The sequence below is a fragment of the Streptomyces sp. NRRL B-24085 genome, from assembly GCF_001282115.1.
Taxonomy (GTDB): Bacteria; Actinomycetota; Actinomycetes; order Streptomycetales; family Streptomycetaceae; genus Streptomyces.
This window is the reverse complement of record NZ_LJBR01000042.1, coordinates 1-4,476: the sequence shown is the minus strand read 5'-3', so window position 1 is coordinate 4,476 and position 4,476 is coordinate 1. Positions and strand designations below refer to the sequence as shown.

Genomic DNA, 4,476 nt, shown 5'->3' with positions numbered 1-4,476 from the left:
GGGGTTCTGATGGGGAGGGGAAACCCGAAGGGGCCCGGTCTGTGACCGGGCCCCTTCGAATGTCCGGCGCCCGTTTCACAGGGTGTGGGCCACGAACCGTTCCGCCGTCTCCGCGAGGACCTCGCGGCCGTCGCGGGCCCACAGCGCGTCGTTGAACAGCTCGACCTCGATGGCGCCCGTGTAGCCGGCCGCCTCGACGTACCGCTGCCACTCGCGCATGTCGATCGCACCGTCGCCGATCTGCCCGCGGCCGTTCAGGACGCCCTCCGGCAGCGGGGTCGTCCAGTCCGCGAGCTGGAAGGTGTGGATACGGCCGCCGGCACCCGCGCGGGCGATCTGCGCGGGCGCGTTGTCGTCCCACCAGATGTGGTACGTGTCCACGGTGACGCCCACCTGGTGGGCGGGGAAGCGCTCCGCCAGGTCGAGGGCCTGGGTGAGCGTGGAGACCACACAGCGGTCCGAGGCGTACATGGGGTGCAGCGGCTCGATGGCCAGCCGCACCCCGCGCTCCTCGGCGTACGGGCCCAGGACCGCCAGGGCGTCCGCGATGCGCTCACGGGCGCCGTGCAGGTCCTTCGAGCCGGCCGGCAGGCCGCCCGAGACCAGCACCAGGGTGTCGGTGCCGAGGGCGGCCGCCTCGTCGACCGCGCGCCGGTTGTCGTCCAGGGCGGCGGCCCGCTCGTCCGGGTCGATCGCCGTGAAGAAGCCGCCCCGGCACAGCGTGGTGACGGTCAGGCCCGCGTCGCGGACCAGCTTGGCCGTCTCCTCGACGCCGTACGACCGGACGGGCTCGCGCCACAGGCCGACGTTGCCGATGCCCAGCTCACGGCAGGCGGCGACCAGTTCGGGCAGGGACAGCTGCTTGACCGTCATCTGGTTGATGGAGAAGCGGGACAGGTCGGTCACTGGGTCACCCCGTACAGGGACAGCAGGTTCTTCATGCGCTCCTCGGCGAGCTTCGGGTCCGGGAACAGGCCCAGGCCGTCGGCGAGTTCGTAGGAGCGCGCGAAGTGCGGCAGGGAGCGGGCCGACTGGAGGCCGCCGACCATCGTGAAGTGCGACTGGTGGCCGGCCAGCCAGGCGAGGAAGACCACGCCCGTCTTGTAGAAGCGGGTCGGCGCCTGGAAGAGGTGCCGGGACAACTCGACCGTGGGGTCGAGGAGTTCGCGGAAGCCCTTGGCGTCTCCGGTGTCCAGCACGCGGACCGCCTCGGCGGCGAGCGGGCCCAGCGGGTCGAAGATGCCGAGCAGGGCGTGGCTGAAGCCCTTCTCGTCGCCCGCGATCAGCTCGGGGTAGTTGAAGTCGTCGCCGGTGTAGCAGCGGACGCCCTGCGGGAGGCGGCGGCGGATGTCGATCTCGCGCTGCGCCTCCAGGAGCGAGACCTTGATGCCGTCGACCTTGTCGGGGTGGGCGGCGATGACGTCCAGGAAGGTGTCGGTGGCCGCGTCCAGGTCGGACGAACCCCAGTAGCCCTCAAGGGCCGGGTCGAACATCGGGCCCAGCCAGTGCAGGATCACCGGCTCGGTCGCCTGGCGCAGGAGGTGGCCGTAGACCTCCAGGTAGTCCTCGGGGCCCTGGGCGGCGGCCGCGAGGGCCCGGGAGGCCATCAGGATGGCCTGCGCGCCGGACTCCTCGACGAGGGCGAGCTGCTCCTCGTAGGCGGCCCGGACCTCCGCGAGGGTCGCCGGGCCGGTGAGCTGGTCGGTGCCGACGCCGCAGGCGATGAGCCCGCCGACCGACCTGGCCTCGGCGGCGCTGCGGCGGATCAGCTCGGCCGCGCCCGCCCAGTCCAGGCCCATCCCGCGCTGGGCGGTGTCCATCGCCTCGGCGACCCCGAGCCCGTGCGACCACAGGTGGCGGCGGAAGGCGAGGGTGGCGTCCCAGTCGACGGCGGCGGGCGAGTCGGGGGTGGTGTCGGCGAACGGGTCGGCGACGACGTGCGCGGCGGAGAAGACCGTACGGGAGGTGAAGGGCGAGCCGGTCGTGACCGCGAGGGGTTCGGGTCGGGGTTCGTATGCCCTGAATCCCCCGTTGCCGGTGGGGAGTTGGATCGTCACAGCGTGATCTCCGGTACGTCGAGACGGCGGCCCTCGGCCGAGGACTTCAGGCCCAGTTCGGCGAGCTGGACACCGCGGGCGCCGGCGAGGAGGTCCCACTGGTAGGGGGCGTCGGCGTAGACGTGCTTGAGGAAGAGCTCCCACTGGGCCTTGAAGCCGTTGTCGAACTCGGCGTTGTCCGGGACCTCCTGCCACTGGTCGCGGAAGACCTCGGTGGCGGGGATGTCCGGGTTCCAGACCGGCTTCGGGGTGGCGGAGCGGTGCTGGACGCGGCAGTTGCGCAGGCCCGCGACGGCGGAGCCCTCGGTGCCGTCGACCTGGAACTCCACCAGCTCGTCGCGGTTGACGCGGACGGCCCAGGAGGAGTTGATCTGGGCGATCGCGCCGCCGTCGAGCTCGAAGATGCCGTAGGCGGCGTCGTCGGCGGTGGCGTCGTACGGCTTGTCGTTCTCGTCCCAGCGCTGCGGGATGTGGGTGGCGGTGAGCGCCTGGACGGACTTCACACGGCCGAAGAGCTCGTGGAGCACGTACTCCCAGTGCGGGAACATGTCGACAACGATGCCACCGCCGTCCTCGGCCCGGTAGTTCCAGCTCGGACGCTGGGCCTGCTGCCAGTCGCCCTCGAAGACCCAGTAGCCGAACTCGCCGCGGACCGAGAGGATCCGGCCGAAGAAGCCGCCGTCGATGAGGCGCTTCAGCTTGAGCAGGCCGGGGAGGAACAGCTTGTCCTGGACGACGCCGTGCTTGACGCCCTTCGCCTCGGCGAGGCGGGCCAGCTCCAGGGCGCCGTCGAGGCCGGTGGCGGTGGGCTTCTCGGTGTAGATGTGCTTGCCGGCGGCGATCGCCTTCTTGATGGCCTCCTCGCGGGCGGAGGTCACCTGGGCGTCGAAGTAGATCTCGACGGTCGGGTCGGCGAGGACCGCGTCCAGGTCGGTGGAGATGTTCGCCGGGTCCAGGCCGTGCTGCTCGGCGAGGGCCCTCAGCGCGTGCTCACGGCGGCCCACGAGGACCGGCTCGGGCCACAGCACGCTGCCGTCGCCGAGGTCGAGACCGCCCTGCTCGCGGATGGCGAGGATGGAGCGGACGAGGTGCTGGCGGTAGCCCATGCGCCCCGTCACACCGTTCATGGCGATACGCACTGTCTTGCGTGTCACGTCATTCCCTTCATAGGAGTCGTACGCGGTTGTGCGCGCCGCGCACGCCCCACTGATGAGCGTTACAGCAAGCGCTTTCTATCTAGGGAGAAGCTAGCCTCTGACCAGCGGTCCGGACAAGACCGCGAACGGGGTGAGTTGTTCGAGGGGGCGAACGGCGAGGGTCGGGGGGCTTAAGGTTCGGCTCGGAACCGGGCCGTGGGGGCCCGCGTGTACGACGGAGTACGACTGAGATGCGCCAGGACACCCGCGGCACACCGCGGCACGCCGAGGCGCGCGACCGGAGGACGACGAGATGACGGTGACCCTGGCGGACGTGGCGGCCCGCGCCCAGGTCTCCCCCGCGACGGTGTCGCGCGTGCTGAACGGGAACTATCCCGTGGCCGCGTCCACCCGTGAGCGGGTGCTGCGGGCCGTGGACGAGCTGGACTACGTGCTGAACGGTCCGGCGAGTTCGCTCGCCGCCGCCACCTCGGATCTCGTCGGGATCCTCGTGAACGACATCGCCGACCCCTTCTTCGGGATCATGGCCGGCGCGATCCAGTCCGAGATCGGGGGGCCCGGCGGGCGCGCGGGCGGCGAGCGGCTCGGGGTCGTCTGCAACACCGGGGGCTCTCCCGAGCGGGAGCTGACGTATCTCACCCTGCTCCAGCGGCAGCGGGCGGCGGCGGTCGTGCTCACGGGCGGGGCGGTGGAGGACGCGCCGCACAAGGCCGCGATGTCCGCCAAGCTGCGCAAGCTGGCGGACGCGGGGACGCGGATCATGCTGTGCGGGCGGCCGCCGGCGCCGGAGACCGGCGCGTTCGCGCTGACCTTCGACAACCGGGGCGGGGGTCGCGAGCTCACCGAGCACCTCATCGGGCTCGGGCACCGACGCCTCGGCTACATCGCGGGTCCCGAGGAGCGGACGACCACCCGGCACCGGCTGGAGGGACACCGGGCGGCACTGGAGGCGCACGGCATCGAGGAGGACCCCCGGTGGACCGTGCACGGCCGCTACGACCGGCGGTCCGGCTACGAGGCCACGCTGGAGCTGCTGCGCCGGGACCCGTCCCTCACGGCCGTCGTCGCCGCGAACGACTCCGTCGCGCTGGGGGCGTGCGCGGCACTGCGGGACTCGGGGCTGCGGATCCCCGACGACGTCTCGGTCGCCGGGTTCGACGACCTCCCGTTCAGCATCGACGCGGTCCCCGCGCTGACGACGGTACGGCTGCCGCTGGCGGAAGCGGGGGCCCGGGCGGGCCGGATCGCGATGGGGCGGGAGG

The 4,476-nt window shown here is 72.1% G+C and carries 4 protein-coding genes; 1 reads left to right on the top strand and 3 read right to left on the bottom strand.

Annotated elements, in window-relative coordinates:
- Positions 1 to 75: 75 nt before the first annotated feature.
- From AOJ26_RS06760 to AOJ26_RS06750, 3 genes are read right to left on the bottom strand one after another with little or no spacing between them, the layout of a single operon-like run.
- Positions 76 to 906: a sugar phosphate isomerase/epimerase family protein gene (locus AOJ26_RS06760; RefSeq protein WP_053847266.1), complete on the bottom strand. Its 831-nt coding sequence runs from the start codon at positions 904 to 906 to the stop codon at positions 76 to 78.
- The gene (locus tag AOJ26_RS06755; protein WP_053847265.1) at positions 903 to 2,057 is read right to left on the bottom strand and encodes a dihydrodipicolinate synthase family protein; all 1,155 of its coding nucleotides are present in this window, start codon (positions 2,055 to 2,057) and stop codon (positions 903 to 905) included. Before AOJ26_RS06755 ends, AOJ26_RS06760 begins: the two co-directional genes overlap by 4 nt.
- Complete coding sequence (locus tag AOJ26_RS06750) at positions 2,054 to 3,211, bottom strand: Gfo/Idh/MocA family protein (RefSeq protein ID WP_053847264.1); 1,158 nt, start codon at positions 3,209 to 3,211, stop codon at positions 2,054 to 2,056. The genes AOJ26_RS06755 and AOJ26_RS06750 overlap by 4 nt, the downstream gene beginning before the upstream one ends.
- A 295-nt stretch (positions 3,212 to 3,506) precedes the next feature.
- Here AOJ26_RS06750 and AOJ26_RS06745 point away from each other — a divergent pair.
- On the top strand, positions 3,507 to 4,476 hold a 970-nt coding region (locus AOJ26_RS06745), incomplete at its 3' end, for a LacI family DNA-binding transcriptional regulator (RefSeq protein ID WP_053847263.1).